26 protein-coding genes are annotated in these 24,103 nt (G+C 69.6%); 14 read left to right on the plus strand and 12 right to left on the minus strand.

What is annotated here, in order from left to right; genetic code table 11:
- Nucleotides 1-63 precede the first annotated feature (63 nt).
- Complete coding sequence (locus QWY84_RS09470; RefSeq protein ID WP_290202341.1) at nt 64-306, plus strand: DUF6364 family protein; 243 nt, start codon at nt 64-66, stop codon at nt 304-306.
- A complete protein-coding gene (locus QWY84_RS09475; protein ID WP_290202342.1) occupies nt 303-713 on the plus strand; it encodes a type II toxin-antitoxin system VapC family toxin in 411 nt (136 codons plus the stop codon). The genes QWY84_RS09470 and QWY84_RS09475 overlap by 4 nt, the downstream gene beginning before the upstream one ends.
- Nucleotides 714-780: 67 nt before the next feature.
- On the opposite strand, the gene QWY84_RS09480 is transcribed toward QWY84_RS09475, so the two are convergent.
- Nucleotides 781-1,125, minus strand: coding sequence for a YebG family protein (locus tag QWY84_RS09480; RefSeq protein ID WP_290202343.1), 345 nt, complete (start codon nt 1,123-1,125; stop codon nt 781-783).
- A 230-nt stretch (nt 1,126-1,355) separates the two neighbouring features.
- On the opposite strand from QWY84_RS09480, the gene QWY84_RS09485 reads away from it, so the two are divergent.
- The 4 genes from QWY84_RS09485 (at nt 1,356) to QWY84_RS09500 (ending at nt 5,520) form a co-directional block, all read left to right on the plus strand.
- Nucleotides 1,356-2,477 carry a fructose 1,6-bisphosphatase gene (locus tag QWY84_RS09485; RefSeq protein WP_290202344.1) on the plus strand — a complete coding sequence of 374 codons (1,122 nt, stop codon included), beginning with the start codon at nt 1,356-1,358 and terminating at the stop codon, nt 2,475-2,477.
- A 94-nt stretch (nt 2,478-2,571) separates the two neighbouring features.
- Complete coding sequence (locus QWY84_RS09490) at nt 2,572-3,405, plus strand: aldo/keto reductase (RefSeq protein ID WP_290202345.1); 834 nt, start codon at nt 2,572-2,574, stop codon at nt 3,403-3,405.
- A gap of 161 nt (nt 3,406-3,566) precedes the next feature.
- On the plus strand, nt 3,567-4,388 hold the full coding sequence (locus tag QWY84_RS09495) for a hypothetical protein (protein ID WP_290202346.1): 822 nt from the start codon (nt 3,567-3,569) through the stop codon (nt 4,386-4,388).
- A gap of 190 nt (nt 4,389-4,578) precedes the next feature.
- Nucleotides 4,579-5,520, plus strand: a complete 942-nt coding sequence (locus QWY84_RS09500; protein ID WP_290202347.1) for a methionyl-tRNA formyltransferase — start codon at nt 4,579-4,581, stop codon at nt 5,518-5,520.
- Between the two features lie 351 nt (nt 5,521-5,871).
- Here QWY84_RS09500 and QWY84_RS09505 read toward each other — a convergent pair whose 3' ends face one another.
- A complete protein-coding gene (locus QWY84_RS09505; protein ID WP_290202348.1) occupies nt 5,872-6,924 on the minus strand; it encodes an MBL fold metallo-hydrolase in 1,053 nt (350 codons plus the stop codon).
- Nucleotides 6,925-7,120: 196 nt separating this feature from the next.
- Between QWY84_RS09505 and QWY84_RS09510 the strand changes: the two genes are divergently transcribed.
- The 5 genes from QWY84_RS09510 (at nt 7,121) to QWY84_RS09530 (ending at nt 9,640) form a co-directional block, all read left to right on the plus strand.
- Nucleotides 7,121-7,498 (plus strand): antitoxin Xre-like helix-turn-helix domain-containing protein, encoded by a 378-nt coding sequence (locus QWY84_RS09510; RefSeq protein ID WP_290202349.1) that lies wholly within the window; start codon nt 7,121-7,123, stop codon nt 7,496-7,498.
- Complete coding sequence (locus tag QWY84_RS09515; protein ID WP_290202350.1) at nt 7,470-8,198, plus strand: RES family NAD+ phosphorylase; 729 nt, start codon at nt 7,470-7,472, stop codon at nt 8,196-8,198. Before QWY84_RS09510 ends, QWY84_RS09515 begins: the two co-directional genes overlap by 29 nt.
- A 130-nt stretch (nt 8,199-8,328) precedes the next feature.
- Nucleotides 8,329-8,571 (plus strand): prevent-host-death family protein, encoded by a 243-nt coding sequence (locus tag QWY84_RS09520; RefSeq protein WP_290202351.1) that lies wholly within the window; start codon nt 8,329-8,331, stop codon nt 8,569-8,571.
- Entirely contained in the window at nt 8,571-8,948 is a 378-nt protein-coding gene (locus QWY84_RS09525; RefSeq protein WP_290202708.1) for a type II toxin-antitoxin system VapC family toxin, read from the plus strand. Before QWY84_RS09520 ends, QWY84_RS09525 begins: the two co-directional genes overlap by 1 nt.
- A 122-nt stretch (nt 8,949-9,070) precedes the next feature.
- Nucleotides 9,071-9,640 carry an NAD/FAD-utilizing enzyme gene (locus tag QWY84_RS09530; RefSeq protein WP_290202352.1) on the plus strand — a complete coding sequence of 190 codons (570 nt, stop codon included), beginning with the start codon at nt 9,071-9,073 and terminating at the stop codon, nt 9,638-9,640.
- 53 nt (nt 9,641-9,693) lie between these two features.
- Here the strand turns inward: QWY84_RS09530 and QWY84_RS09535 are convergent, their stop codons facing one another.
- Entirely contained in the window at nt 9,694-10,134 is a 441-nt protein-coding gene (locus QWY84_RS09535) for a DUF6789 family protein (RefSeq protein ID WP_290202353.1), read from the minus strand.
- A gap of 134 nt (nt 10,135-10,268) precedes the next feature.
- On the opposite strand from QWY84_RS09535, the gene QWY84_RS09540 reads away from it, so the two are divergent.
- Together QWY84_RS09540 and QWY84_RS09545 are read left to right on the plus strand one after the other, a co-directional pair.
- Nucleotides 10,269-12,563, plus strand: a complete 2,295-nt coding sequence (locus QWY84_RS09540) for a xanthine dehydrogenase family protein molybdopterin-binding subunit (protein WP_290202354.1) — start codon at nt 10,269-10,271, stop codon at nt 12,561-12,563.
- Nucleotides 12,564-12,715: 152 nt separating this feature from the next.
- A complete protein-coding gene (locus tag QWY84_RS09545) occupies nt 12,716-13,792 on the plus strand; it encodes a proline racemase family protein (protein WP_290202355.1) in 1,077 nt (358 codons plus the stop codon).
- Between the two features lie 385 nt (nt 13,793-14,177).
- Here the strand turns inward: QWY84_RS09545 and QWY84_RS09550 are convergent, their stop codons facing one another.
- On the minus strand, nt 14,178-14,648 hold the full coding sequence (locus tag QWY84_RS09550) for a copper chaperone PCu(A)C (protein ID WP_290202356.1): 471 nt from the start codon (nt 14,646-14,648) through the stop codon (nt 14,178-14,180).
- A 145-nt stretch (nt 14,649-14,793) separates the two neighbouring features.
- On the opposite strand from QWY84_RS09550, the gene QWY84_RS09555 reads away from it, so the two are divergent.
- Nucleotides 14,794-15,666: an alpha/beta fold hydrolase gene (locus QWY84_RS09555; RefSeq protein ID WP_290202357.1), complete on the plus strand. Its 873-nt coding sequence runs from the start codon at nt 14,794-14,796 to the stop codon at nt 15,664-15,666.
- 53 nt (nt 15,667-15,719) lie between these two features.
- On the opposite strand, the gene QWY84_RS09560 is transcribed toward QWY84_RS09555, so the two are convergent.
- From QWY84_RS09560 to QWY84_RS09595, 8 genes are read right to left on the minus strand one after another with little or no spacing between them, the layout of a single operon-like run.
- On the minus strand, nt 15,720-16,787 hold the full coding sequence (locus tag QWY84_RS09560) for a cyclase family protein (RefSeq protein ID WP_290202358.1): 1,068 nt from the start codon (nt 16,785-16,787) through the stop codon (nt 15,720-15,722).
- Between the two features lie 30 nt (nt 16,788-16,817).
- Nucleotides 16,818-17,948, minus strand: a complete 1,131-nt coding sequence (locus QWY84_RS09565) for a zinc-dependent alcohol dehydrogenase family protein (RefSeq protein ID WP_290202359.1) — start codon at nt 17,946-17,948, stop codon at nt 16,818-16,820.
- Nucleotides 17,949-17,973: 25 nt separating this feature from the next.
- On the minus strand, nt 17,974-18,636 hold the full coding sequence (locus QWY84_RS09570) for an ABC transporter ATP-binding protein (RefSeq protein WP_290202360.1): 663 nt from the start codon (nt 18,634-18,636) through the stop codon (nt 17,974-17,976).
- A gap of 1 nt (nt 18,637) precedes the next feature.
- The gene (locus QWY84_RS09575; protein WP_290202361.1) at nt 18,638-19,405 is read right to left on the minus strand and encodes an ABC transporter ATP-binding protein; all 768 of its coding nucleotides are present in this window, start codon (nt 19,403-19,405) and stop codon (nt 18,638-18,640) included.
- On the minus strand, nt 19,402-20,337 hold the full coding sequence (locus QWY84_RS09580; protein WP_290202362.1) for a branched-chain amino acid ABC transporter permease: 936 nt from the start codon (nt 20,335-20,337) through the stop codon (nt 19,402-19,404). Before QWY84_RS09580 ends, QWY84_RS09575 begins: the two co-directional genes overlap by 4 nt.
- A gap of 5 nt (nt 20,338-20,342) precedes the next feature.
- Nucleotides 20,343-21,245 (minus strand): branched-chain amino acid ABC transporter permease, encoded by a 903-nt coding sequence (locus QWY84_RS09585; RefSeq protein WP_290202363.1) that lies wholly within the window; start codon nt 21,243-21,245, stop codon nt 20,343-20,345.
- A 60-nt stretch (nt 21,246-21,305) separates the two neighbouring features.
- A complete protein-coding gene (locus tag QWY84_RS09590) occupies nt 21,306-22,637 on the minus strand; it encodes an ABC transporter substrate-binding protein (RefSeq protein ID WP_290202364.1) in 1,332 nt (443 codons plus the stop codon).
- A 53-nt stretch (nt 22,638-22,690) separates the two neighbouring features.
- A complete protein-coding gene (locus QWY84_RS09595) occupies nt 22,691-23,989 on the minus strand; it encodes an ABC transporter substrate-binding protein (RefSeq protein ID WP_290202365.1) in 1,299 nt (432 codons plus the stop codon).
- Nucleotides 23,990-24,103: the final 114 nt, after the last annotated feature.

Raw genomic sequence — 24,103 nt, forward strand, 5'->3', positions numbered from 1 at the left:
GTCGTTTGAGCGCTGCGTATGCCGTACAATTTCATCTAATTGGCCGTATGCGTGGAGACTGCCGTGAACACCGAGACCACCAAGCTGACCATTCGCTTGCCGCGGCGAGACGTCGAGTTCGCCAAGGCGTATGCCAAAGCCCACGGACTGACGGTTACCGAGGTCATTGACCGATACCTACGACGCATGCGGGCGCTGGAAGAGAACGCACCGTCACCGGAGCTGGAATTCATCACGGGCCTGGTCCCCGCGGAGGTGGATGCCGAGGCAGCACATCGCGATTACCTGGACCGCAAGCATCGATGATACTGATCGACACCAACGTGGCTCTGGACGTCATCCAGAAACGCGAACCTCATTACCGGGCGTCGGCCGCCGTGATTGACCGAGTCATCCGTAAACGTACGCAAGCGGCGCTTCCTGCCCATGCAATCACCACGATCCACTTCCTCGTGCGCCGGTACCAGAATCAGGAAATGGCATCCCAGGTCGTCGACTGGATATTGGCGCGATTCGAGGTTGCACCCGTGGGTCGCACGGAGCTGATACGTGCGCAATCGTTTGCCTGGGCGGATTTTGAGGACGCGGTTGTCGCCGCCGCTGCGGACGCGCTGGGATGTGAGGTAATCGTCACACGAAATGTCCGCGATTTCTCGGGCTCACCGGTGCCCGCATTCACGCCCGAAGAGTACCTGCTCGATACATCCGGATGAGTCGTGATTCGCGTGGGCGACACTGCCTTAGTTGACGGGGGCAGGCGGCGATCCCCGCAGATTCCGATCAGCTCCCGCCGCTTTCCGCCTTCGCCATCTTCGTGACCTTCCCCTTCTGATCCGCCTCCTGCGTCGTCCCATGATCGTCCTGGGCATCGGGCGCCTCCGCGTTCTCCAGCGCATCGAAATCGAGCCTGTGCGCCAGGGCGGCGAGGGCCTTGCGGCGGTCGCCCAGGGCGTAGGCGATTTCCACGAGCAGCGACTCGTCGGCCTTGGGGAATTGCCTGCGCAGGAAGGTCTCCAGTGCCTCGGCCACGTTGAGGTCCTTGTCACGCGCGTCGGCGTCGGCCTTTTTCTCGAACATCATCTGCTTGGGATCCTTGTCGGAAACGAAGAACGCTTTGACCGCCATAATGGAATGCCTCGTATGGGTCGGGGTGACGGGTTCGGTTGCCCTGACGTTAAGCAGGAACTCGCGAAGCTGTATATATCCACAGTACTACACCGCCGGGGCCTTCCGCCAGGGGGACGTCCCTTTGCATTGCGTCGCCCGGACTGTTGCCGTGCACGGCAGGCACCGCATTCCCGGAAGGGCGGGCTTACACTGGAGGGTGAAACACGAGTACGGAGGAGGTTGTTGCCATGCGAATAACGCTCTCCCTGATCAAGGCGGACGTCGGTTCCATCGGCGGCCACACGCAGCCGTCGGCGGACATGCTGGCGGCGGTGCGCGAGCGCATCGACGGGGCGGTGCACGAGGGGATGATCATCGATAGCTACGTGTCCTACACGGGCGATGATATCGCCATCCTCATGAGTCACACCCGCGGCGAGGATAACGCCGGGGTCCACGAGCTGGCGTGGAACGCGTTCCTGGAGGCCACGGACCGGGCCCGGCGGGACGGCCTCTACGGCGCCGGCCAGGACCTGCTGGCGGATGCGCCCTCCGGCAACGTCCGCGGGGCCGGCCCGGCCGTGGCGGAGATCGAGTTCGAGCACGACCTGACTAAGCCCCGGCCGGCGGAGTCGTTCATGATGTTCGCCGCCGACAAGTGCGGGCCGGGGGCCTACAACCTGCCGTTCTACCTCGGCTTCGCCGACCCAATGTACTGCGCCGGGCTGATGCTGCCGAAGATGATCCGCGGTTTTACCTTCCGCATCATCGACATGGAGCGCACCGATGCCGACTACGCCCTGGAGCTGGATGCGCCGGAGGATGCCTACCGGATCGCGGCACTGCTGCGGGACAACGAGCGCTTCGCCATCGAGAGCATCACCTCGCGGACATACAGCGACAAGGCCGTGTCCATCTCGGCCCAGCGGCTGCACAGCATCGCCGGCGAGTACACCGGCAAGGACGACCCGGTGGCGCTGGTGCGCAACCAGGGCATCTTCCCGGCGCCGGAGGAGCTGCTGCAGCCGTTCACCAAGGCCCACTACGTCGGCGGCGACGCCCGCGGCTCGCACAACATGCCGCTCATGCCGGTGCCGGTGAACACCGCCGTCACCGGGGCCTACTGCCTGCCGGTGGTGAGCTGCGTGGGCTTCTCGCTGTCGGCGGACGGGCATTTCAGCCGCGAGGCGGCGGATTTCTTCGACAATCCGGCCTGGGACGAGACCCGGCGGAAGGCCCAGCACAAGGCCCTGGAGATGCGCAGCCAGGGCTGGTCCGGGCCGGCCATGCTGCCCTACACGGAGCTGGAGTACGGCGGCTTCCGCAATACCGTCGAGGAGCTGCTGGAGCAGTTCCGGGCGCAGGACTGACGGCCCGTGGCAGCCGCCGGGACCGGGCCGTGTTCATGCGGCCCGGTCGCCGGTAGGGTATGGCCCGAATGGGACGATCCGGAGCGGAGTGATCATGCGATACGTGGAGCTGCCGGGCGGCGAGCGGGTGCCGGCGCTCGGCCAGGGCACCTGGCACATGGGCGAGCGCGGCGGCGACCGGGTGGCGGAGGTGGCGTCCCTGCGAGCGGGGCTCGACCAGGGGCTGACGCTCATCGACACCGCCGAGATGTACGGCGACGGCGGCGCCGAGCGCGTGGTCGGCGAGGCCATGGCGGGCCGCCGCGACGAGGTGTTCCTGGTCAGCAAGGTCTTTCCCCACAACGCCGGCCGCAGCGGCGTGGCCGCCGCCTGTGAGCGCAGCCTGGAGCGCCTGGGGACGGACCGCATCGATCTCTACCTGCTGCACTGGCGCGGCGGGGCGTCCCTGGCCGAGGCAGTGGCCGGGTTCCGGGATCTCCAGAAGGCCGGAAAGATCCGGTACTGGGGCGTGAGCAACCTGGACGCCGATGACCTGGACGATCTCCGGCAGGTCCCCGGCGGCGCGGAGGCGGTCACGGATCAGCTCCTCTACCACCTGGGGGAGCGGGGCATCGAATGGCAGGTGCAGCCGTGGCTGCGCCGGCACGGGATTCCGGTCATGGCCTATTGCCCTCTCGGCCAGGGACGGCTGCTGCAGCACCCGGGCCTGCAGGAGTTCGCCCGGCGCCACGGGATGACGCCCGCCCAGGCGGCGCTCGCCTGGCTGCTGGATCAGCGGGACGCCATCGCCATCCCCAAGACCCGCAGTCTTGAGCGCGTTGCCGAGAATCGCGCAGCGCTGGAGATCACGCTCACGGACGACCAGCGCACCGAGCTGGAGGCGCTGTTCCCGCCGCCGCAGTCCGCCCGGCCCCTGGCCATCGTCTGAGCCGGGCCCGTCTCCCGGCGGGCGGCAATCTCCGATCACCCGCCTTGCCGCGTCCCCGAGGGTGTCCCCTGGACGCGACATGGGCTAAATTGAGGTGCTGGTGCGGACGCGAACGAAGGCAGGACTCGCTTCTCTGCAGGGACTTCAGGGGGATAACAATCATGACGAACCGAACAATCGCTGCCACGCTGGCGGTCGCCCTGCCGCTGGCGCCGGGCCTGGTCGTCGGCGTGCAGGCGGATACCCGGGCGGTCTACGACACGCCGAACGGCGAGCTGGTGGTGGAGTACCGGGACCAGGACAACATGCGCCTGAAGTGGCCCGCCGAGGAGAGCAGCTTCCTGCTCATCGCCGGCGGCGACGCCCACTTCGTCGGCCGCGACAGCGAGGGCTGGTACGCCATCCCCGCCGAGGATCTCCCCCGGATGGCGGCAGGCGGTGATCAGCCCGACGTCCGCGCCGAGCCCCTGGGCGAGGAGGTCATGGTCGCCGGCGTCGTCGGCGAGCTCTACCGCTTCGACAAGGGGGACAGCTGGGCCGGCGACTGGGAGAAGGTCGACGAGGTGGTGCTGACCGACGACTCCCGGCTGCAGGATGTCGGCCGCGCCTTCCAGCGGGTGAGCGAGGTCTTCCAGGGCGCCGAGCAGGATGTCCAGCTCATCGGCCTGGCGGATACCGACATGGCCGACCTGGCGCTGCTGCGCTCCAGCGACATGGAGCTGGTCTCGTTCGAGAACGAGTCTTTGCCGGACCGCAACTTCTCGCTGCCGCCGAACGCCCGCGAGCGCTCGCTGCCCCAGGCGGCATCGGCGGGCAGCGGGAGCTCGGCGGACGACGCCGCCGCGGACGGGGAGGGTGACAGCAGCTGGCTGGGGCAGGAGCTCGAGGAGACCGGCACCGAGGCCCGCGACGAGGCCGCGAGCAGTGCCAGCGAGGAAGTGCGCGAGGGCATCCGCGAGGGCGTGAAGAGCCTGTTCGATTGAGCGGGCGCCGCGCCCGGAAGGCCCGGTAGGAGTGCTGTAGGAGCGGCTTCAGCCGCGACGTTCCAGAGAATCTGATGCCCTGGAAGGTCGCGGCTGAAGCCGCTCCCACGGGGGCATGATGGGGCACGGGGGCGCCGCGATGTGGCCGGCCGGCACGATTGGAGATGGCAGCGACGCGAACGGGGGTTCCTTGCGGAGCATCGCGGTATTCGGCTATTCCCGGCTCACCCGGGCGTGCGTGGAGGCGCTGATCCGGTGGGGCTACCGGGTGAAGCTCTTCTGCCCGAGCGGCGATCGCGGTTTGTTCGACGGGCTGATGACGGACTTGTCGGCGCCGGTGGCCTACTTCGACGGCATGGACGGCGACGAGCTGGCGGAGGCCATGGATGCCTTCCAGCCGGATTTCCTGCTGTCGATCATCTTCAATCACCGCATCCCCGATCACATCCTGGAGCGCCCCCGGTTCGGCGCCGTGAACGTCCACCCAGCCCCGCTGCCGGCCTTCCGCACGGCGAACGCGTGGTTCTGGCCCCTGCGCCGCGGGGTCACGCGCTCGGAGATCGTCGTCCACCACATGACCCGGGAGTGGGATCGCGGCAACATCCTCGTGCGCGTGTCGTTCAAGCTGAACGCGGCCGAGACCCAGGGGACGTATACCGCGAAGGTGATCTCCCACGCCGCGACCGTGATGGGCCGGCTGGACCCGTTGCTGCGCTCGCCGCCGCTGCCGGCGGGTGAGCCCCAGGGCGAGGGGCGCTACTATCCGGCCGTGAAGCTCCTGGACCTGTTCATCGATTTCCAGGACAGCACCGCCTCGGTGGAAGCGCTGGTCCGGGCCTGCAATCCGCAGCACGGCGCCCAGGCGATTTTCCGCAAGACCAACATCGAGGTGTCCGAGGCCGCGTTTGCCGAGGGCGAGCCCGAGGCGCCGGGCACGATCCGCATCCGCGACGGCCGGCCGCTGGTCAGCTGCGCGGACGGGCTGCTGGAGCTGCGGGTGCTCAAGGAGCCTTACGAAGGCGTATTCAGCGGCGAGCGCTTCGTGCGGTTCTACCGGGTGGAGGACGGCGAGATGCTCCACCACATCAGTGCGCTCGGGGATGACGAGCGGCTGAGAGGGTTCGTGGGATAGCGCCGGGGGCGTCTGGTTCTCTGGAAAGTCGCGGCTGAAGCCGCTCCTACATGGCTTCGGCGAGGCCTGCTGCAGATTCTGTGGGAGGGGCTTCAGCCCCGACGGTTCGGCCACGGTGGCGCTCTGGGACCTCGCGAGTTACCTCGCTCCTACGGCGGGTGTCCGGAAAGCCTTTCCCCGGGCCCGCCGTAGGAGCGACGTCAGTCGCGACCGTTGCAGATGACCATGTTCCCGGGAAAGTCGCGGCTGAAGCCGCTCCTACACAGGCCGCCGGGATTGCGATGTGGGAGGGGCTTCAGCCCCGACGGTTCGGTATGGATATGCTCCGGGAGGTCGCGACTTACGTCGCTCCTACGTGCAGGCGCTCGCCTGATGGAAGCGGCGGGTGCCGTCGTCCGTTCTCAGCTCCAGGCAGCCCTGGTCGTGGAGGTAGTGCAGGTGGGCGAGGCCTTCGCCCATGGCGAAGCCGATCTGCTCCCGGGCCAGCTCGCGGTCGAAGATCGCGGGCAGGGCCTCGTAGCACGTGGTCGGTGCGCTGCAGTGGGTGTGCAGGCGCCGCAGGCGCTGGTCGTGATGGTCCGTGAGCTCGCGCACGCGACGGGCCAGGCCCCGGAACGGCGCCCTGTGGCCCGGCAGCACCAGCGGGTTGCGGCCGAGCTCGGCGAACGGGGCGATGGTATGTAGGTAGTCCTCCAGCGGGTTCTGGGCACCGTCGGGCCAGACGCCAATGTTCGGGGAAATGCCCGGCAGCACCTGGTCCGCCGACAGCAGCAGGTCGTCGCCCTCGTGGAACAGCGAGACCTGGTACGGCGAATGGCCCTTGCCGATGAGCACTTGCCAGGTGCGGCCGCCCGCCTCGAGCGGGTACTCCGGCTCGATGAACGCCACCTCGTCCGGCAGCTCGTGCACGATCCGCTGGTAGTCGGGCATGGAGTGCACCAGCTCCTGTGCCCGCGGGCCCGAGAGGCCGTTCTCCGCCCAGAACCGGACGCGCTTGCGCTGGCGCTCGGCCGGGTCGTCCTTGTAGCGGGCGGACACCCGGTACTCGGGCTCGGTCATCTCCATGGGCACATCCCACCAGCGGGCGAGCCAGCCGGCGAGCCCGACGTGGTCGGGGTGATGGTGGCTGACCAGCAGCCGCCGCACCGGGCGGCCGCGCAGCAGCGGCGAGCGCAGCGCGGCCTCCCAGATGGACCGGCACTCCGGCGTGTCCAGGCCGGTGTCGAGGATCGCCCAGCCGTCGCCCTCATCCAGCAGGTAGACATTGACGTGGTCCAGCGCGAACGGCAGCGGCAGCCGCAGCAGCACGATGCCCTCGGCCACCTCGACGGGCTCGCCCACCTCCGGATGCAGGACGCTCTCCACGGGTGGTTCCCGGCGCGGTCCCGGAGTGCCTGTCGTCATGTCGTTCTCCCTGAAGTGCCGGGTCACTGTCCGACCGGTTGGGCGAGCAGGATACCCGATCCGGGGTGCGACGGAGAAGTCGTGGCATGAAGCCGGTTCCGGCGCCGGATCCGGACGAGGGGAAGTGGAGTCCTCTTTGCGACTGAGGACGGATCTTTATGCTATAATGCCTTCCAGTCGCAAGGAGGGCTTCGCCATGGCAGAGCAGGTCGCGGAACAGACTGCGGAGGACCGCCGGCTGGTGACGGACGCCGTCTACCGGGCCGGACGCGTGCTGGGGCTGACCAACCAGGATCTCGCCGACGCGCTGGGCGTGAGCCGGCGGTCCGTGGAGCGCATGAAGAGCGGGCGCTTCCAGCTCGACCCGGTGAAGAAGGAGTGGGAGCTGGCGCTGCACCTCATCCGGCTGTTCCGCAGCCTGGATGCCATCTGCGCCGGCGACGAGGACGTGGTGCGCCAGTGGATGCGCAACCCCAACGACGACCTCGGCGACGTGCCCAGGGCGCGCATCCGCAGTATCGACGGGCTGATCAGCACCCTGCACTATGTGGACAGCAACCGCGCTCTCGCGTGAGGCCCACTGGCGCCAGGGCTCGGCCTGGCGCGTGGTGGAGACCCAGCACCAGGCGAGCACGCGGCGCATCACCCGCACCTTCGACGAGCAGAGCCGCCTGGAGGAGCTGCTGGAGCAGACCAAGCCGCCGTATCCCGAGGCGGCGCGGCGCCTGCACTATCTCCTCAAGACCCCATTCCGCTACCACCCGCCCAGGCCCCACGGTAGCCGGTTCCGCCCGCCGAACGCGCCCTGGGGCGTGTTCTACGGCTCCGAGTACCGGCGCACAGCGCTGGCGGAGTTTGCCTTCCACCGGCTGCGCTTTTTCCTGCGCTCCCAGGGGACGGAGCTGCCGCGTCCCGAGGAGCGCCTGACGGTGTTCGAGGCCGGCTATCGCGCCCGCCGGGTGCTCGATCTTACGCGGCCGCCGCTGGACCGGGAGCGCGACGCCTGGGTGAACCCGGACTCCTACCACGCCACGCAGCAGCTGGCCGTGGAGGCCCGCAAGGCGGCCATCGCCGTCATCCGCAGCGAGTCCGCCCGCGACCCGGAGCGCGGGTGCAATATCAGCGTGTTCCACCCGGCGGCGTTCTCCAGCCCCGAGCCGCTGGCCATGGAGTCCTGGAGCCTGCACCTCGGCGCCGTGGAGGCCGTGGCGACGCGCGCCATGGCCGCCGAGGGCGAGCACTACGTGTTCAAGCGCGAGGCGTTCGGGTTGTGAGCTGAAAGCCTATTCAGTCGAATCTGCTGTGGTTGTGTCGTCCATCCGTGCACGGCTGAGGCCGATAGCATCGACAGGCAGGATGGCTGGGGTGTAAGTTACACAAAGAAGTGAAACATTGGTGATAATCATGGAAGCCACGACCAAAGACCTGCGCTTGCATACCGCCGAACTGCTCGCCGCTGCCGATCGCGGTGAGACCGTCTTTATCAGCTACCGCGGCAGCCGTCGCGCGGTGCTGCAGGGTTGGCAGAACGAAGACAGGCGGCCTGCCGAGGCCGGCATTAATCCGGCGTTCGGGATGTGGGCGGACCGGGATGACGATGTCGATCAGCAAGTGCGAATCCTGCGGCAGGGACGGGATCTGCCGTGATCCTGGTGGACACGGATGTCCTGATCTGGAATCTCCGCGGTAACGAGCGTGCCGCCCAAGTATTGGACGAGCAGGAGGCGCTCGCTTTCTCCGCCGTCACCTATATGGAGCTTGTCCAGGGCCTGCGCAACAAGGACGAGTTCCGTCGCTTACGCCAGGCGATCCGTTACTGGCACGCGACGATCATCCATGTCGACGCATCTACTTCCGCGCGCGCGAGCTTCCTGATGGAAGAGCACGCCCTGTCGGATTCCCTGCAGGTCGCCGACGCCCTGATTGCCGCAACAGCGCTGGAGACGGGCTGCGAGCTGCTGACGGGCAACGTCAAGCACTATAGAAAGCTCCCGGGCGTCTCCCTCCAGGCCTTCAGGCCGTAACCCTCGCGTTCGTCGGCGCCGGCCCATGGCGAATGCGCGTGCATGGACCAGAATTAGGGCAGGTACGCAACGTTTCCGGCCCGGGCCGTCCGGGCGCGTGGTGGCCGTGGGAGGGCTCTGCCATGAGACTGCGACGCCATTTCTTCATCAGCACCGACCTGGACGACCTCGAGAGCATGGAGCAGGAGCTGGAGCGGGAAGGCTTCGTCACGCCCCAGATCCATGTCCTCACGCTGGATGACAGCAGCGCCGACTACCACCACAGCATCCATGCCGTGACCTCGTTCATGCGCACGGACGTGGTCCGCTCGACGCTCATCGGGGCGGCCGTGGGGATCGTCGCCGCGGCGCTCGTGCTGCTGGTCGCCTATCTCGCGGGCTGGACGCAGACCCAGGCCGGCTGGACGCCGTTCGTGTTCCTCGCCATCGTCCTGCTCGGCTTTTTCCCGTGGGAGGGCGGCCTGCGCGGCATCGAGTCGCCCAACGCGCACTTCCGGCGCTTCGAGAAGGCGCTCAACGCCGGCAAGCACGTGTTCTTCGTGGATCTGGAGCCGGGCCAGGAAGGCATCCTGCACCAGGTTGTCGCCCGGCACCCGACGGTGGAGCCGGCGGGCACCGGGGCCGGCGCGCCGCACTGGCTGATCTCGTGCCACCACCGGGTGAAGCGCTTCTTCACCGAGACGTTCCCGTAACGGGCGCCGGTTGTGGCCGTACGGCCCCGGGCGCCGCGGTGCGGCGACGGGCGCTACAATGTCCGCAGCCAGCCGAAGCTCGCCCCGAGCACGGCGCCATAGATCAAGTGCGAGATCAGCGTGGTGATCGGCACGATCACCCCGAACCCGGAGCCGAACAAGCCCGACCCCGCCGCCGGGAACAGGATGACCATTACCAGCAGCCAGGCCAGCGTGCCGAAGACGAGCCCGCGGACCGCGTAGCGCCGGCCGGGCATGTAGCCCGCCACCACCCCGAACAGCCCGCCCCAGATGAACGTTCCCACCACGAGGTGCGTGAGCCAGCCGAACGCCGGATTGTCGGGTACGCCCAGCAGGGTCTGCACGGACAGGTTCATGACCTCGACGGGGTGGAACCACGTCATGATGCCGGCGGCCAGCCGCATGATCATGAGCATGGAGATCACGATGGTAGCGACGAAGCCGGCGACAATGCCTCGGCCGAAATCCTCCATAACACACCTCCCCAGGCGCCGTGCGGCCTGATGCGATCTCTCGTCCCCTGCAGTATAGCGAGCCCATGGCGTCAGTCCCGGCGCCGGGGGCGGCTGCTAGACTGTGGCACAACGGTATCCGGCGGAGGCGGGTGATGGCGAAGTTCGGCGTGGGACAGCCGGTATCGCGGGTCGAGGACGCGCGGCTGGTCACCGGTCACGGCCGCTACATCGACGACATTACGCTGCCGGGACAGCTGCACGCGGCGGTGCTGCGCTCGCCGCACGCGCACGCGGCCATCCGCGCCGTCGACACATCGGCGGCCGCACGCATGCCGGGCGTGGCCGCGGTGATCACCGCCGAGGACCTGCAGCACGCGGGCATCGGCGACCTGCCGTGCCTGGCCCGGGTTCGCAACCGCGACGGCTCGCCCCGGGCGGATGCGCCGCGACCTGCGCTGGCCCGCGAGTACGTGCGCTTCGTCGGTGACCCGGTGGCCATGGTCGTCGCCGAGAGCGCGGCCGTCGCCACGGACGCCCTGGAGCGCATCGACGTGGACTACGCCGTCCTCGACGCCGTCACCGATACCGCCGGCGCCCTGGAGCCGGATGCCCCGCAGATCCGCGAGGCGGTTCCGGGGAATCTCTGCTTCGACTGGGAAAAGGGGGACGCCGAGGCCGTCGAGGCGGCCTTCCGCCGGGCCGAGCGCGTGGTATCGCTGGATCTGGTCAACAACCGGGTGGTGGCCAGCCCCATGGAGACCCGCGGGGCCATCGGCGCCGTGGACGACCGGGGGCGGCTGGTGCTGCATGTCTCCAGCCAGGGGGCGCACCTGCTGCGCAACCTGTTCGCCAAGCACGTCTTCGGCATCCCGGCCGAGGAGCTGCACGTGGTTACGCCGGACGTGGGCGGCGGCTTCGGCATGAAGATCTTCGCCTACCCGGAGTACGTGCTGGTGCTCTACGCCGCCCGCCGGCTGGGGCGCCCGGTGAAGTGGATCGGCCAGCGCGCCGAGGCGTTCCTGGGTGATGTCCACGGCCGCGACCACGTCAGCCACGCGGACATGGCCCTGGATGCGGAGGGGCGCTTCCTGGGGCTAAGGGTCCGCACCGTGGCGAACCTGGGGGCATACCTGTCCAACTTCGGCCCGTTCATTGCCACCGACGCCGGCGCAGCGATGCTTGCCGGCTGCTACACCACGCCCGCCATCCACGTCTCCGTGCGCGGCGCGTTCACCAACACCAGCCCCACCGACGCCTACCGCGGTGCCGGCCGCCCGGAGGCGGCCTACCTGCTGGAGCGGCTGGTGGACAAGTGCGGCCGCGAGACGGGCCTGGGCCCGGTGGCGATCCGCCGGCGGAACTTCATCCGCGCCGAGCAGATGCCCTACACCACGGCCCTCGGGTCGACGTACGACACCGGCGATTTCGCCCGCAACATGGACGACGCCCTGGCCCTGGCGGACTGGGACGGCGTCGAGGCCCGCCGGCAGGCGGCGCGCGGCCGGGGGCGGCGGCGCGGTATCGGCATGGCGACCTACATCGAGGCCTCAGCGGGCGGCTCCCCTGAGGCGGCCCGGGTGCAGGTGGACGGTGCCGGCGGCGTGACCGTGTTCGTCGGCACCCAGTCCAACGGCCAGGGGCACGAGACCGCCTTCACGCAGCTCGTCTGCGAGCGCTTCGGCGTGGCGCCGGAGCAGGTGCGCGTCGTCCAGGGGGATACCGACCGGGTGGCCAGCGGCGGCGGCACCATGGGCTCGCGCTCCATCCCGGTGGGCGGGGCGGCGGTGCAGGGCGCCGCCGACAGGGTCATCGAGGCCGCCACGGAACGCGCCGCCGAGATGCTGGAGGTCGCGGCCGCGGACGTGGCGTTCCGCGACGGCCGCTTCCGCGTGGCAGGGACGGACCTGGAGCGCAGCTTCACCGAGGTGGCGCGCTTTGCCGCCCCGGCCGACGGCTCGGCGGCCTTCGACGAGAACGCCGAGTGGGGCCCGGAGCGGGCGACCTACCCCAACGGCACCCACATCTGCGAGCTGGAGGTGGACGCAGCCACCGGGGGCGTGGAGCTGCTGGCCTACACGGTGGTGGACGACTTCGGCACGACCCTCAACCCGCGGCTTCTGGAAGGCCAGGTGCACGGCGGCATCGCCCAGGGGGTGGGGCAGGCGCTCATGGAGCACTGCGTCTACGACGACGACTCCGGCCAGCTCGTCACCGGCAGCTTCATGGATTACACCATGCCCCGCGCGGCGGACCTGCCGCCCATTGCCTTCCGGCTGAACTGCGTGCCGTCGACCACCAATGCCCTGGGCATGAAGGGCGCCGGGGAGGCCGGCGCCATCGGTGCGCCGCCGGCGGTGATCAATGCCCTGGTGGATGCGCTGGGCGTCGACCACGTGGACATGCCGGCCACACCGCTCGCGCTGTGGCGCATCCTGCATCCCGGCTGAGGTGCCGCGCTCCGCACCGGCCGCTGCAGCCCGGGCTTGCAGGGACTGCTATCATTTCCGGGCCAATCGCCACTCACCCGTGTCGCGCTGGAGACAGACCATGCCCGTGACCGCCGTGCTGCCGCCCCTTCGCGGGGCCATCGAGGTGCCCCATGCGCCGTGACGACAATCTCCGCTCCCTGCACCTGGTCGACGTCGACGTCGGCGGCGACCTCCACCGGGTGGTGCTGGACGGCGTGGCGCCGGCGCCGGGCGCCACGGTGCGCGAGGCCATGGACTACATGGAAGGCTCCGCCGACGGCCTGCGCCGCCTGCTCATCACCGAGCCCTTCGGCTACGAGAGCATGTGCGTGGACCTGGTGCTGCCGGCGGCCCTGCCGGGGGCGCAGCTCGGCTTCGTCATCATGGAGGTCATGGGCTACCCGTACTACTCCGGCTCCAACACCATCGCCACCACCGCGGCCGTCCTGGAGGCCGGGCTGATCCCCATGGAGGAGGGCAGCCAGACCGTGCGCCTGGAATCCCCGGCGGGGGTGAACACCGTCATCGCGCACAACGAGGGCGGCCACGTGCGCTCGGTGACCACCCGGGGCGGCGCGGCGTTCATCCAGGCCGCGGAGCAGACCGTGGACGTGCCCGGCATCGGCACGGTGGTCTACGACCTCGCCTGGAGTGGCGGCTACTACCTGCTGGTGGACGCCGCCGTGCTGGGCCACGAGATCGCCGAGGCCAACGTGGCGGCGATGACGGCCACCGCCGACCGCATCGTGCGCGCCGTCCAGGAAGGCTTCAGCCACCGGCACCCGGAGCTCGGCGACGTGGGCCTGCCGCGCTTCCTGCATTTCATGGGGCCGCTGGAGCACCAGCCGGACGGCAGCATCCGCTCGGCCTCGGCCACCTACGGGCACCCGGGGGTGATCTGGCACTGCCCCACGGGCACCGGCACCTCGGCGCGCATGGCCCGCATGGCCGGGCAGGGGCTGCTGGAGCCGGGGGTGGTGTTCGAGACCGTCTCGCCGTTCGGCAACGCCTTCCAGGGCGTGATCACCGAGCACACCCGGGTGGGCGACTACGCGGCCATCGACAATACCATCACCGCCCAGCCGTACCCCATGGCCTACATGAGCCTCACGGTGGACGTGGATGCACCGATGCTGCGCAGCTACGAGCTCGACCACGTGCTCACACGGCGCGCGCCGCGGCTGACGATGGACGGAGCGGGGCCATAACGCCCGGTGGTCCCGAGCGGGACCGACCGCAAGCACAACCGGAGGAGCCCGTAGGAGCGGCTTCAGCCGCGACCGTTGCAGAGAACCGGATCACTGGAAAGTCGGGGCTGAAGCCCCTCCCACAAGCGGGTTGCGGAGCCTGCGGTGCAATCCCGGAGAAGCGGATTCAGCCGTAGGAGCGGCTTCAGCCGCGACCGTTGCAGAGAGCCGGGTCACTGGAAGGTCGGGGTTGAAGCCCCTCCCACAAGCGGGTTGCGGAGCCTGCGGTGCAATCCCGGAGAAGCGGATTCAGCCGTGGGAGCGGCTTCAGCCGCGACCGTTGCAGAGAACCGGGATCACTGGAAGGTCGGGGCTGAAGCCCCTCCTGCACGGCTCCGGGGTCGGCTCAGTGCTCCATGTTGTGCCCGCTGTCGCCGCCGGGTCCGTGGCGCGCGACCTCGGCGGTGACCGTCTTGCGCTCGCCGTCGTCGAAGATGAGCTCCAGCTCCAGCTCGTCGCCGGCCCGGGGCGGGTCGATGTCGCGGCCCATGAGCATGATGTGGTAGCCGCCCGGCTCCAGGACGGCTTCGCCGCCGGCCGGCACGGTGAGCCGCTCGCGGTGCTCCATGCGGGCCATGCCGTCCTCCTCGATGCTCTCGTGGATCTCCGCGCGGGCATAGCCTTCGCTCTCCACTGCCACCAGGTGGCGCTCGGTCTCCGTGGCGTTGTCGATGCGCAGGTAGCCGGCGGCGTTGTCCGCCACCGGCGGCATCTCGCGGACCCAGGCACCGTGGATCGTCAGGCCCTCGCCCGCGCTCAGGGGAAGTGCCAGGGCGAGGGCGATCGCCCCCGCGCACGTGCATGCCAATCGGTTCATTCCGTTGTCCTCTCTCCTGCAGATGGGTTGTGGCGCGAAGGCGAAGTCTACCGCTGCGGCCGGCCGGGTGGCGAGATCGGCGTGACATTGCGGCGCATGCCCGGGACACTGGGGAACCTGCAGTCCACCGGGGGAGTCGTCGCCCATGCTGTTTCCCGGCTTTACCGAGCACCGCTTCACCACCGATGCGACCACGATCTTCGCCCGGGTGGGCGGCGCCGGTCCGCCCCTGCTCCTGCTGCACGGCTACCCGCAGACCCACGCCATGTGGCACCCCGTCGCCGGGCGGCTGGCGGAGTGCTACACCGTGGTCTGCCCGGACCTGCGCGGCTACGGGGACAGCGGCCGGCCGGAGAGTGCCCCGGATCACGGGCCGTACTCGAAACGCGCCATGGCGGCCGACCAGGTCGCCGTCATGGAGCAGCTGGGCTTTTCGTCCTTCCGCGTGGCCGGGCACGACCGCGGCGCCCGGGTGGCGCACCGCATGGCCCTGGACTGGCCGGACCGGGTGGAGCGCGCGGCGGTACTGGACATCGTGCCCACGCGGCACGTGTTCGAGACCGCGGACCGGCATCTCGCCACCGCATACTACCACTGGTTCTTCCTGATCCAGTCCGGCGGCCTGCCCGAGCACATGATCGGTCTCGACCCGGCGTTCTACCTGCGCGACAAGCTCGCGCGCTGGAGCCGGGTGCCGGACGCCTTCGCCGGGGAAGCGGTGGCGGAGTACCTGCGCTGCTTCCATGACCCGGCCGTCATCCACGCCACCTGCGAGGACTACCGGGCGGCGGCCACCATCGACCTGGAGCACGACCGGGCGGATGCCGACCGGCGCGTGGAGTGCCCGGTGCTCGCGCTCTGGGGCGAGCAGGGCGTGGTGGGACAGATGTACGATGCCCTCGGGGTCTGGCGGCAGTATGCCCGGGACGTGACCGGCCGGGCGCTGCCGTGCGGCCATTTCCTGGTGGAGGAGGCGCCGGAGGCCACCGTCGGGGCGCTGGCGCCGTTCCTGGAGTGACGCCGGTGGCAGGCCCGGGAGGCCCGGCATCGAGCCTCCCGGGATGATGGCGTCTACTTGATGACCACCGGGTTCACCGGTGATCCCGTGCCCTGCTCGACCTTCAGCGGGGCGGCGGTGTAGAGGAAGGTGTACTGGCCGTCCTCGGCGCTGTCCGCGGCGAGGTCCTCCAGCCAGTTGATCTCCGAGAGCACGATGCCGAGATCCCGCATGAGCGCGCCGTGCAGCGGGATGATCGCCGTCTCGCCGTCGATCTCCTGGACCACCTTCTCCACGGCGATGTTGTCCATGGCGATGGCCGGGGTCTCCATGTCGTCCAGCCATTCCAGCAGCTCGTGGCTGTAGCACAGGCCGGGCTCGTTCATGGCGTTCCACTCGGCATCGGGTTCGTCCTCGTAGAACCGCGGCAGCGAGCCGGTGCGGATGAGCAGGATGTCGCGCTTCTCGATTTCGACATCCTGGGCCTCGGCGGTGGCCTGCAGGTCGTCCAGGTGGATGCAGGTCTCCACGGGCAGGCGGTTGTTGTCGCCGCCCATGTGCCGGCCGACGTCCAGCAGCACGCCGCGGCCGGCGATGCCGCGCTCGCCGAGAGCCCCCACCGACCCGTGGGCGTGGCCGTGCACGGTGCTGTCGGCGCTCTCGCCGCCGTAGATCTCCTCGCCGTACCAGGCGTGGGCGAGACCATCCACGTGGGTGGTGCCCTGGAGGTACATGAAGGCGACGTCGTCGGAGAACTTCACGCCGCCGGCCAGCGGGTCGGCCTTGCCGGAGCTGTAGCTGGCCCCATCCTGGGCCATGTAGTGCTGCATGGGCACGCGGCCGGGAAACACCGGTCCCGAGCCGTGGGTCATGGGGATCTGCAGGGTGAACGTATCGCCGCTGCGCACGGCCTGCGTGCCACGCAGGACCTGCTCGGCGTCAAGGTAGTTCAGGGCGCCGACCTCGTCGTCCTCGCCCCATTTGCCCCAGTTGTTGGGGGCGTCGGCCTGCAGTCGCTCCATCAGGCTCTGCTCGCTGTCCTCGTCGGTGGCGGTGGCCGTCCCCGCCGCAACCAGGCCGAACCCGGCCGCCGTGGCGGTGGCCAGGGCCAGTGCGCTCGTACGTAGCTTGTCGTTCAACATGGTCTCCTCCTCCCTTGTTGTTGTCGCCGGTCAGTCGAAGGTGATGACCTGGCGTATTGCCTCGCCGCTGGCGAGTCGGTCGAACCCGGTATTGATGTCCTCCAGCGCCAGGGTGCCGCTGAGGAGCTGGTCGACGGGCAGGCGGTTCTGCCGGAAGAGGGTGACGTAGCGCGCCACGTCGCGCACCGGCACGCAGCTGCCCACGTAGCTGCCGCGCAGGGTGCGCTCCTCGGCCACCAGGCTGACCTGCTGGATGGCGGCGTACTTGTCCGGGTGTGCGAGCCCGCCGGTGACGGTGACGCCGCCGCGGCGGGTGATGCGGTAGGCGAGCTCCAGCGCCTTCTCGGAGCCGGCCATCTCGATGACGCGCTCGGCGCCGCCGCCGGTGGCCTGGCGGATCTGCTCCACGGCGTCAGCAGCGCTGCTGTTGAAGGTGCGGCTGGCGCCGAGCTCCCGGGCGCGCTCGAGCTTGGCGTCGTCGAGGTCGACGGCGATGACCTCGCCGGCGCCGGCGACCAGGGCGCCGAGGACGCTGTTCAGGCCCACGCCGCCGAGCCCGACCACGGCGACGCTCTGGCCCGGTCGAATGCCCGCGGAGTTCACCGCCGCGCCCACGCCGGTGAGCACCGCGCAGCCGAACAGCGCCGCGTGGGTGAACGGCAGCGCCGGGTCGATGCGCACCAGGGAGTTGCGCGAGACCACCGCGTGGTCGGCGAAGCCGGACACGCCCAGGTGGTGATGGACCGGCGTGCCGTCGGCGCGGTGCAGGCGGCGGCCGCCGTTGATGAGCGAGCCGTCGTTGTTGGCTCGGCCGCCGGGCTCGCACAGGGCCGGTCGGCCCTCGGCGCAGGGCGGGCAGTGGCCGCAGCTGGGGATGAACACGGCGACCACGTGGTCGCCCTCGCTGAGATCACGCACGCCGGGGCCGACCTGGCGGACCACGCCGGCGGCCTCGTGGCCCAGGGCCATGGGCACGGGGCGGGGGCGGTTGCCGTCGATCACCGACAGGTCCGAGTGGCACAGCCCGGCGGCCTTGATGTCGATGAGCACCTCGCCTTCCTCGGGCGGGTCCAGCACCAGCTCCTCGACGACCAGCGGCCGGGTGTCGGCGTAGGGGCCGGGGCGGCCGATTTCGCTGAGAACAGCGGCGCGGGTCTTCATGGCATCGTCCTCCGTATTGTCGGCGTCAGGCGGCCGTGGTGGTGTCAGCGGTCACACTACCGCGTTCGATGCGGTAATGGTCATCCACCAGGTCCGCCGAGTGGGTGTCGTCGGATTCGGCCAGGAGGACCGTCAGGCCCTGCCCCCGGAGATCGTGGAGCACCGAGGACAGCCGCCGTGCCAGCACCGGCGCGACGCCCTCGAACGGCTCGTCCAGCAGCAGCAGGCGCCGCCCGGGCATGAGGGCGCGCCCCAGCGCGACCAGCTTCTGCTGGCCGCCGGAGAGCTGGAGCGCCTTGCGGCTGCCGAAGTCCGCAATCTCGGGCATGAGCGAGTAGATCCACTCCAGGCGCTGATCGGCGTCGTCGAGCCCCAGGGCCCAGGCCGGCAGCAGCATGTTCTCCGTGACCGTGAGATCCGGGATGAGCCGACGCTCCTCGGGCATGTAGCTGATGCGCAGGCGCCCCCGCTCGTGGGCCGGGCGTCCGGCCAGCTCCTCGCCGGCGAAGCGGATGCTGCCGGAGCGCACCGGCAGCAGCCCCATCACCGCCCGGATGAGAGTCGTCTTGCCGGCGCCGTTGGAGCCGATGAGCCCGGCCATGTGGTTCTCGCGGACGTTGAGGCTGATGTCGCGCAGGATGTCGATCCCTTCGATGGCGACGTCGAGCCGGTCGATCTGCAGTCCCATGTCAGGCCTCCTTCGCCGCGGGGCGCGCCTTGCCGGTGATGAGCTCCTGCACCGTGGCGTCGCTGAGGACCTCCTCCGCCGTACCGTCGGCGATGACGCTGCCGTCGGCGAAGGCGAGGAGGCGGGTGACGTAGCGGCGCACCACCTCCATGTCGTGCTCGACGAACAGCACCGTCAGGTTGCGCCGTGCCACGACCTCCATGACGGTCTCCATGAGGGCGTGCTTCTCCTCGAGGCTGACGCCGCTGGTGGGCTCGTCGAGCAGGATCATGCTCGGGTCGGCGAGCAGCGCCATGCCGATGTCCAGCAGCTTGCGCGCCCCCTGGGGCATGGCCGTGACCAGCTCGTCGCGATACGCGTCAATGCCCATCTGCTCCAGCATGGCCTCGGCGGCCTTCAGGCGCTCGGGGCCGTGCACCGGGCGGAACGGGTTCAGGTGCCGGTTCTCGGCGGCGGCCAGGGCGATGACCAGGTTGTCCATGACCGGCAGCTCGTGGAAGACCTGCGGGACCTGGAACGACCGGGACAGGCCCTTGCGCATCAGGCGCCGCGGGCCGGCGCCGCGGATGGATTCGCCCCGGAAGAGGATCTCCCCCTCACTGGGGGGCAGGTAGCCGGTGACCATGTTGATGAACGTGGTCTTGCCGGCGCCGTTGGCCCCGATGACGCCCACGATCTCCCCGGTGTCGATGGTGACGTTGATGTCATCCGCCGCCGTGACCGCGCCGAAGTACCGGGACAGGTTGCGCGTGGTCAGCACTGCGCTCATGACGTGGCCCTCCGCAGCCGCGTGAACAGGCTCCAGATGCCGCCCGGCAGGAACAGGATGATGAGCAGCAGCGTGATGCCGAGTCCCATCTGCCAGGCGTTGGGGATGAGCTCCACGGCATAGGTGCGCACCAGGGCGAACAGCACCGCGGCGATGAACGGGGCGGCCACGTGGCCGGAGCCCGCCAGCAGCGCGATGAAGACGAACTCGCCGGACGTGGTCCAGTAGGTCATGCCGGGGTCGACGTGGCCGATCGCCAATGCGTGCAGGGAGCCGCCCAGGGCGCCGACCGCGGCCGCGATGACGTAGTTGATGTAGAGAACCAGCCGTTGCGAGATGCCCATGTACTCCACGCGCACCTCGTTCTCCCGGATCGCCTCGCAGGCCAGCCCCAGCGCGGAGCGGCGGTAGCGGTGCAGAAGCACGGCGACGATACTGCCGATGGTGACCGTGAGCAGGAACAGGCTGAGCTGGCCGTAGCCGTCGGGCGGCGTCCAGCCGAGGATGTGCCAGGTATCGATGCCGAAGCCGTCGGTGCTGCCCAGCGCCCGGCTCTTGACCAGGACGCCGTAGGCGATCATGGAGAACGCCAGCGTAAGCATGGCGAAGAAGATCTCCCGGTAGCGCGAGACCAGCAGCCCGAGCACCATGGCGAGCGCGACGGCGACGACGAGGCCCAGTGCCAGCATGCCGAAGACCTCGGTGACGCCCAGGAACCGGTTGCTCATGCCGGCGGCATAGCCGCCGATGCCGAAAAACAGGCCCTGGCCGAAGGAGACCAGGCCGGCGCGGATGAGCAGCACCACCCCCTGTACCACCAGCGCCGTCGCGAACGCCGAGGTGGCGATGGAGACCATCCAGCTCGGCAGCAGGAATCCCCCCAGGGCGATGAGCAGGCCGCCGGCGAGCAGAAGCCATTCGGATCGGTCCATTTGCATCAGATTTTCCTCGCTGTCGCCTGGCCGAACAGGCCGTGGGGCCGGAAGATGAGCACCGTCGCCATGACCGCGTAGATGACGAACAGCTCCAGCTCCGGGGCGAGATGAACGGACGCGGCGCGGGCGAGCCCCACGGCGATCGCGCCGATGGCGGCGCCGCCGATGCTGCCGAGGCCGCCGGAGACGACGACGGCGAACGCCACGACGATGACCTCGGCGCCCAGGCCCGGGGCCACGGAGATGGCCGGCGCCGTCAGGCCGCCCGCCGCCGCGCCCAGGCCGGCGCCGATCATGAACGTGATCGTGAACATGCGCTTGACGTTGACCCCCATGGCCGCGGACACCTCGCGGTCGTGGATGATCGAGCGCAGGATCTTGCCCGTGTGGGTCCGCTCGAGCCAGTACCAGAGCCCGAGGCCCACGAGCAGGGAGATGGCGATGAGGGTGACGTCGTAGTACGCCACCGAGAGGCCGTCGAAGTTCATGCGGCCCATTTCGGCATAGGGCTGGTAGGGCAGGTAGGACTGGGTGCCCCAGATCAGCTTCATGGCGTCGTCGAGGATCAGCAGCAGCGCAAAGGTGACGATGAGCATCAGGATCTCGTCACGCCCGTACATGATGCGCAGAACGCCCCGCTCGACGGCGGCCCCCAGCAGGGCGCCGGCCACCAGCGCGCAGCCGCCGAGCAGCAGGTAGCTCACCAGCATGTGCGTGTCGCCGCTGCCGCCGTAGTACCAGCCGATGGCCGTCGCAGCGGTATAGGCGCCCAGGGCGTAGAAGGCGCCGTGGGCCAGGTTGAGAATGCGCATGACGCCGTAGATGACGGTCAGCCCGGCGGCGATGAGGAACAGCCACGACGCGTAGATCAAGCCGTCGGCAAGGATGGCCCAGGCAGTCAGCATAGATTGATTCCTCGGGTCGGGCCCGGGCCGGGGCAGTCGCCGCCGGCCCGGGGCACGCGCTTACTCGCAGTCGACGCCGGGGAAGCCGGCCTCGATCCATTCCACGGGATCTTCCCCTTCCGGTGCCGTGACGCATTCGGCCTCGTAGTGGATCACGTTCTCCAGGCGCGGCCCCTCGCTGGAGTCATAGTGATACTCGCCGTAGACCATGTCCTGCACGGCCTGGTGGCCGTCCGCCCGGTCCATGCGCACCGTGCCGCTGACGGATTCGAAGGAGGCGCCGCGCAGCGTCTCGATGATGGCGTCCCGGTCCGGCTTGGTGCCTGCTTCCGCCCCGGCGTTGTCCGCGGCGTGCTTCAGCCCCAGCAGGGCCTGCGCCATCTTGTGCGACGGGTAGCTCGGCTGTTCACCATGCGCTTCGACGTAGGCGTCCGTGAACCAGCGGTTGAGCGCGTTGTCCGGCGCGAATACGCCGTACGGTCCGCGGCCGCCCAGGATGGTGCCGTCCGGGGCCCGGTCCTCGAAGCGGTAGAACGCCGACTCGCCGGTGGTGAGCAGGGCGGTGGCCGTGTCCAGAAGGCCGCGTGCGTTCGCCTGGGTGACGAAGGCTTCCATGTCGCCGCCCCAGAAGCTGGAGTGGACGATCTCGGGGCGCGCCGTCTGCAGGGCCGAGATCTCGGAGCCGTAGTTGCCCTGGAAGATCTGCGGCATCTGCTCGGCGACGATCTCCGTGTCGGGCATGAGCGTGTCCAGCGCGGCCTGGAAGTCCCGCCACGAGTCCTGGCCCCAGGCGTAGTTCTGCTGGATGCCGGCGATCCGCGTGACGTCCGGGCGCGTGTCCTGCAGGTAGCGCACGGCGCCGATGTTGTCGGCGGTGGCGTCGAGGCCGGTGCGGAACAGGTACTGCGGCGACTCCACCTCTTCGAACAGTCGGGGCGTGCCGCAGTCGAAGGCGATGGTGAGCATCTCCAGCTCCTCGGCCACCGGGCCGATGGCCAGGCAGTTGCCGCTGGAGGTATAGCCCACGACGGCGTCCACGTCGCGGCGCTCGACGAGGTTGCGGAATTCCTCGACCTGCTGTGACGTGCCGCCGTTCTCGTCGATGTAGACCGGATCGATGGTGAGGCCGTTGAGCCCGGCGGTATCGTACGGTGCCGGCAGATCGCCGTTGTTGATGCCCTCGATGACGACCTCGGCGGCATTGCGGGCGGGAATGCCGAACGGGCCGGACGCGTTGCCGGACAGGAAGGCGACGACGCCGACGCGGAAGGTGTCTTCCTCGGCGCTGGCGGTGGCGGTCATGCCGGCGAGGCCCGCGGCCGCCAGGGCCAGGGCGCTGCCGGCGGTGGTGACACCGCGGGTCCAGCGGGACAGGGACTTGTGCGCTTTCATGGTTTCTCCTCCAGAGCGTTTGTTGTCTGCGTGGGAGTGCGCCGGCGGAGGCTCTACGGAGAGCTGCCGCCGGAGTTGCCGCGCCGCCGCTCGATGAGGGCGGGTGACGGTTTCAGCGATTCGGCCTCGTAGACGTGCCAGTCGCCCAGCAGCACCTGCGCGGGCGGGAACCGGCCGTTGCGGGCCGGCGAGCCGATGGCCTGGGCCTGCACGATCTGGTGCGTCTCGGGGTCGATATACGAAGTGTAGCCTTCCGGGTCGGCGGGCAGCGGGATCTCGAGCCCGCGCAGGGCGGCGATCATGGCGTCGGTGTCCCGGATGTCGCCGCCGGCCTCGGCGGCCCTGGCGATGGCGAGAATGCCGGTATAGGCGCCGAGCGCGGCGTAGCTCGGGTAGTGGCCGGCCTTGTCGTGGAAGGCGCGGACGAAGTCGCGGTTGCGTTGCGTCTGCGGCCAGTTGACGTGGTGGCGGGCGGACAGGATCAGCCCCTCGGGCGCGGATTCACCGAAAGAGACCAGCGTGTCGTAGTTGCCGCCGGCATCGAAGTTGGCCACGCGCATGAGCTCGAACAGCCGGGTCTTGCGGGCCTGCTCCACGAAGGCGTTGAAGTCGCCGCCCCAGAGTGCGGTGACGAGGATGTCCGGCGGGTTCTCCAGCAGGGCCTGGATGTACAGCGAGTAGTCGGGCTCGTAGAGACGCGGCCAGTAGGTGCCGGCCGGCTCGTAGTCCACGCCGATCTGGTCCAGGGCCATGCGCAGGTCCCGCCAGGCGACGCGGCCGTACTCGTAGTCGGGCCCCAGGAACGCGAGGCTCTGCCAGCCCGTTTCCTCCCGCAGCTCCTTGAGATAGCGGGCGCCGGCGGCGTGGGAGTACCAGGTGTCGCTGGAGACGCGGAAGTAGTAGCGGTGGCCTTCCTCCAGGGTCAGCCGGGAGGAGGCGTGGTCGGTGCCGACCAGGATGGTTCCGGATTCCCGGGCGAACCGGCTGACGGCGCGCCCGACGCCGGAGCTGACCATGCCGCAGAGAATGTCGGCGCCCTGGTTGCTGATGAAATCCTCGGCCATGCGCACGGCGAACGAGGCCTTGGAGCGGGAGTCCTCCACCAGCACGCGCAGCCGGGGTGCCGCGGGGTCGTCGGCCAGCCGGTCCAGCGCCAGCTCGATGCCGTGGATGCTGTCCCGGCCGTAGGTGGCGCCGCGGCCGGTCATGGGGTACATGCACGCCACGGTGCCGTCGGCCTGGGCCGCGCTCGCGCCCAGCTCGACGCGGCCGGTCGGCTGCGCGGATGCCGCGCCCACGGTGATCAGGAATGCAACAGCCGTCCCTAGCGCCACGATGGTGGCACGGCCCATGAAGTTCTCCTCCCCGCTGCCGGCGTCGTGCCCTTGCCGGTCTGCGCATGCTCGCCGCGGTGGCCCGGAGGGCCCGCGGTCATGTCGTTTCCCGGCTACAGTGCAAGTGCGGGG

The sequence above is a fragment of the Aquisalimonas lutea genome (genome assembly GCF_030409225.1).
GTDB lineage: Bacteria > Pseudomonadota > Gammaproteobacteria > Nitrococcales > Aquisalimonadaceae > Aquisalimonas > Aquisalimonas lutea.